Annotated in this window: 2 protein-coding genes; one reads left to right on the top strand and one right to left on the bottom strand. The window is 30.5% G+C overall.

The window, feature by feature from the left end; translation table 11 throughout:
- Positions 1-303 precede the first annotated feature (303 nt).
- A complete protein-coding gene (locus tag ACSHW5_RS16555) occupies positions 304-4,191 on the top strand; it encodes a T9SS type B sorting domain-containing protein (protein ID WP_435677254.1) in 3,888 nt (1,295 codons plus the stop codon).
- 393 nt (positions 4,192-4,584) lie between these two features.
- Here ACSHW5_RS16555 and ACSHW5_RS16550 read toward each other — a convergent pair whose 3' ends face one another.
- Positions 4,585-4,866: an IS3 family transposase gene (locus ACSHW5_RS16550; RefSeq protein ID WP_435677253.1), complete on the bottom strand. Its 282-nt coding sequence runs from the start codon at positions 4,864-4,866 to the stop codon at positions 4,585-4,587.
- Between the last annotated feature and the right edge of the window lie 228 nt (positions 4,867-5,094).

Here is a 5,094-nt window from a genome sequence, read left to right as displayed (position 1 = left end):
TCTAAAGAACAGAAAATTTCTATAATTTTACTATCAGAAATCATAAGCAGGATATTTGTTAATATATTAGAATTCAGCACTTTAATATACTAAATATTCTGCTTTTTTTATAGGTTTAATTAAAATTTCTTACATCGAACTCACGTTATTTTAGAATAGATGATACAGGTTTTTGAGAGTAGTTTTAACAAAAGAAACTACTTTTGATTCACTAATAAACCTTCAATAGGTTAAATTAGTTTTTATAATTACATACATTTAAAAGAAGTAAATGTTTTATTATATTTGCGTATAAATTGCTAAATGAAAATTTACAAATTTTTTCTTATTTTTTTACTGCTGTACTCTAACTATCTCTTTTCTCAAAAAGAAGCAAATTACTGGTATTTTGGAGATAAAGCTGGTTTAGATTTTAGTACTGGTGCGCCAGTAGCTCTAACTAACGGAAACATAAACACAGAAGAAGGTTGTGCAACTATATCAGATATAGATGGTAATTTGTTGTTTTATACAGATGGTGTAACTGTATATAATAGAAATCATAATAGAATGCCTAATGGTAATGGTTTATTTGGAGATTCTTCAAGCACGCAATCTGCTATAATTGTTCCTAAGCCAAACACCACAAATATCTATTATATTTTTACTGCTGACGAACTTTTACCTGCAACTTTTCCAATTGGTAATGGAATAAATTATAGTGAAGTAGATATGAGTTTAGACAGTGGTTTGGGCGATATTACAGGTAGTAAGAATATAAACCTAATTCCACATGCAGAAGAAAAATTGGCTGCTATACAACATAGTAATGGTGTAGATTATTGGGTAGTTGCACACGAACAATTAAGTAATAGGTTTATGGCATTTTTGGTGTCAGCAACAGGGGTTTCTTCTACACCTATAATTAGTGCTGTAGGAAAAAATATAGAAAATCAGCAAACTAATCAAGGTGTTATTAAGTTCTCTCCAAACGGAAAAAAAATGGTAGTAACATCAAGAGAGTATGGAGCGGAACTGTTTGATTTTAATGCTTCAAATGGCCAAATAACCAATGAAAGATTATTTTTTGTTTCTGATAGTACTTTTGATGCCATTTATGGTGCAGAGTTTTCAGCTAATAGCGGTATATTATATATAAATGAGGTAGAAAATGGTGTATATCAATATAATGTAAATGCTGGCACTTTGGTAGATATTATAAATTCGAAAACGATATTAATAGATATATTTGCAAGTGTTGACCTTTATGGCACTATGCAAATGGGACCTGACGGTAAAATTTATATTGCAAGACGTGAAGAAAAATATTTAGATGTTATAAATAACCCCGAAGTTTTAGGTGTAGATTGTAATTATATACTAAAAGGGCTATTTTTAGATGGAAGGAATAGCGAATTAGGTTTACCACCTTTTATTCAATCTTACTTTAGAATAGATGATGTAACATTTACCAATACTTGTTTTGGAGATACAACCGAGTTTATACTCAACAATACAGTAGATTCTGTTACTTGGAATTTTGGAGAACTAGCCTCAGGAACACATAACACAGCTCTAGGTGCAAGTGTAAGTCACATTTTTTCAGCACCTGGTTTGTACACCATTACTACAACTGCCACTTTAGGTACGGAAACTAGTACTACTAGTACAGAAGTATTTATTTACAAATCACCAACCGCAACTAAAACTTTAGACTTATTACCTTGTGATGCAAATAATGACGGTTTCCACAATTTTAATCTAACTCTGCAAACCAATACCATTTTAAACGGACAACTTTCATCAGAATTTGAAGTAGATTATTTTGCAAGTATGTTAGATTATACAAGTGATACTAAAATACCAGATTACGCCAATTATCAAAACACAACAGCCTACCAAGAACAAACTATTATTGCTCGAGTTCGGAATAAAGAGAATTCAGATTGTGAAGCCATCACCCAATTTAAAATACAAGTTTTCGAATCTCCAACTCCAGCATTAAGTACAACAATTCCAAACCTTTCTTTTTGCGATAACACTTCTGTAGGAAATGATACTGACGGAAAAAGAATATTCAATTTAACAGACAGAGAAACAGCCATATTAAACGGACAATCTGCTACTAGTTTTTTTGTTTCATATTTTTTAGATGAAGATTTAACCCAACCAATAACAAACGAAACTAATTATGAAAATTTAAATGTTACACAAAGAATTTATGCTAAAGTAGAAAACAAAGCAAATGCTACTTGTTTTGCAAAAACATCATTTCTAATAGAAGTCTTTGAATTACCAGTGATTAATTCTCCCGTTTCATTAAAACAATGTGATAATTCTGATATTAATGGATTTAGTGCTTTTAATATAAACGAAGCTAAGTCTAAAATAGTTACAAATCCAGATGTCTATACCATTACTTTTTTTGAAGAAAAAAGTCTTGCAGAAAATAATATAAGCCCTATACCAAATCCAACAAATTATACAAATGAAGTTGTAACTACTGATACAGTTTGGGCAAGAGTAGAAAATAACAATACTTGTTTTAGAGTTAGTGAGGTAAATTTAATTGTTTCTACCACAGAAATACCTAACACTTTCTTAAAGTCTTTTTATGAGTGTGATGATGGAACAGATAGTACAGATGGCATTGCTACTTTTGATTTTAGCTCTGTAACAGACGATGTAAAAGATTTGTTTCCTGCAAGTCAGCAATTAATTATCAAATATTATAGAAATGAAGCAGATGCTTTAGCAGAAGCAAACGAAATTATAGATATTTCTAATTATGAAAATATTGGTTATCCAAATCAACAACACATTTACATAAGAGTAGATAGCGAGTTAGACAATGATTGTTTAGGTTTAGGGCATCATATTACCTTAAATGTAGAAACAGTTCCTGTGGCAAATTCGGTAACAATTGACCCAGAATGTGATAATGATAGAGATGGCTTGTATTCTTTTGATACATCAACTATTCAAAGCACAATTATTGGCTCGCAAACCAATGTTGCTGTTCGTTATTTTGATGCAAATGGAATTGAACTTTCAAGTCCATTGCCAAATCCGTTTTCTACCACTTCTCAAACCATTACAGCAAGAATTACAAATACAAACTCTCAAGATTCAGACGGACAATGCTTTGATGAAACTACCCTTGATTTTGTAGTAAATTCTGTACCAATTGCAAATGTTGTGCCTCCACAAGAAGAATGTGATGATGATACAGATGGTATTATTGGTTTTGATACCTCTAGTATAGAAACAACTGTTTTAGGAGGTCAAACAGGCTTAATTGTAAAATATTTTGATGAGAATAACGTGGCATTGCCAAGTCCATTGCCCAATCCTTTTTCTACTTCAACTCAAACCATAAGAATTCGTTTAGAAAACCCAATTTACGATGTCTGTTATGAGGAAACGACCGTAGATTTTATTGTTAGGGAGAAACCAACATTTGATCTAATTAATGAAGACATTATTTGTATGACAAATACACCTGAATTAGATGTAGAAATAGAAAATCCAAATGAAAATAACAATACGTATATTTGGACAGATGAAAACAATACGATTATAAGTATTTTACCAACAGCAACGGTTAAAAAAGGCGGTGTTTATACGGTAGTTGCAACTTCAATTTATGGTTGTACTTCAGAAGAACAAGAGATTATTATTAATGAATCTTCCATCTCAACAATAAATATTAATGATATAGAAGTTGTAGATGATTCAGCAAATAATAGCATTACAATAAATACAGCTGATTTAGGAAAAGGAGATTATCAATTTCGTTTGTTAGATTTCGATGCTAATATTATAAGAGATTATCAAGACGACCCATTTTTCGATAATTTAGATGGAGGTGTTTATACAATAGAGGTAAATGATAGAAATGGTTGCGGAAGTATTCCTTTTGAAGTTTCTCTGTTAAGTTTTCCTAAATTCTTTACTCCAAATGGAGATAGTAGAAATGATGTTTGGCAAATAAATGGACTTAGCAAAAACTTTTACCAGAGCGGTACTATTAAAGTTTTTAATAGATATGGAAATTTGATGTATCAATTTACCATTGATGATATTGGCTGGGATGGCACTTATAACGGAAAAATTCTTCAGTCTAATGATTACTGGTTTTATGTAAATTTATTAGATAAAAAAAATGTTTCAAGAACAAGAAGTGGACATTTTAGTTTGTTGAGAAAATAATCAGAAAGCCTGTTCAGCAAATTTAGTGTTGAAATACATATATCCCATAGAAAACATAAAGAAGATTAAGGTTGTTCCTCCGCTCAAATATTCATTTGAGGTTACAATAAATTTTTGAAACCCTGCAAAAATACCTAAAACGCTCGTAAATAATGTAATTGATAAAAATGTTATAGAGTAAAGTAATTTCCGGGCACTCCCTATTTTAAACCACGACAAAAAGGTTCCAACATTGGAATTACCAGTAATAATAAAGGATCAGAAATTTTACTAAAAATAATAATGCAAAAGGATATTCAAAAAACGGATACCCTTTTTTTATTTTTAGAATTTTACGAAAATTCGTTTTGCTCGTTAAAAAGATTTTAGGATTATGACTATATCACTCTAATTTTAAGAATTACACCCAAGAGTAATTTTACAATCATTGAATTGTTGGTTTACGAGAATTCTATTTTTTCTAGCTTCTTGTATTTTCTCTTTAAAGTGATTTTTATCAGGGATTTTACCGTTTACGACTTCAAAAGGAGTTAATCCGAATAAGTCAGTTGGATATCTATGATGATTATAATAGTCAACAAAACGTTCTAAATCTTTGAGATGGGATTTTTCATTGAGAGAATATTTTCCGTTAACAAATTCAGTTTTATAAATACTATGGGTACTCTCTGACATCGAATTAGAAAAAGGGAAGTCTTTGGTTTGTGCTGTTATTTTAGTAACTACTGGTGGTGCTTGAATATTGTTTATCCAAGATAAAAGTTCTCCTTTATTTTCACTTCCACCATCAGATAAAATGTTAATTGGTTTTACAGCATTTAGTAAATTAACGTGAGTTCGAGCTAATCAATCGCAATACTCGGTAACATATTGGGTATTTTTATAGAAGGTTTTTTAGGTAAA

This window comes from Polaribacter sp., assembly GCF_051251875.1.
GTDB lineage: Bacteria > Bacteroidota > Bacteroidia > Flavobacteriales > Flavobacteriaceae > Polaribacter.
This window is presented reverse-complemented; position numbering and strand designations above follow the sequence as displayed.

Excerpts from the sequence above, each read along its gene's own strand:
- ACSHW5_RS16555 (WP_435677254.1), top strand. The coding sequence starts at position 304 with ATGAAAATTTACAAATTTTTTCTTATTTTTTTACTGCTGTACTCTAAC.
- ACSHW5_RS16550 (WP_435677253.1), bottom strand. The coding sequence starts at position 4,866 with ATGTCAGAGAGTACCCATAGTATTTATAAAACTGAATTTGTTAACGGA.